The organism is Gilvimarinus sp. 1_MG-2023 (assembly GCF_030548285.1).
The window spans coordinates 1-239 of sequence record NZ_JAUOSC010001645.1; the positions used below are offsets into that span (position 1 = coordinate 1).

At 38.9% G+C, this 239-nt stretch carries 1 protein-coding gene; it reads right to left on the reverse strand.

The window, feature by feature from the left end:
• Positions 1–58 precede the first annotated feature (58 nt).
• The coding region (locus Q4563_RS22375) for a hypothetical protein (protein ID WP_303606111.1) at positions 59–239 on the reverse strand (181 nt) is incomplete at its 5' end.

The following is a 239-nucleotide window of genomic DNA, read 5'->3' on the forward strand; positions in this document are numbered from 1 at the left end:
TCGCTATGGTTTCCATAGCTCCCGGCATGGGATATAACGCCCAAATCAGCCGCGCAGTTTACTGTGTCGTTTGCATTTGCTGGTTATGCTCATTGGAATTTTCGATTTTCTTATTTACTTCGAGTTTCACCATATCACCTTCAATTTTTTGAATTGGTTTATTTCTTACGCAAATAAGCTTTGTTTCCGTTGCTAATTGGCAGGTGCCAATATACAAATCATTATGATGACCTGAGTAT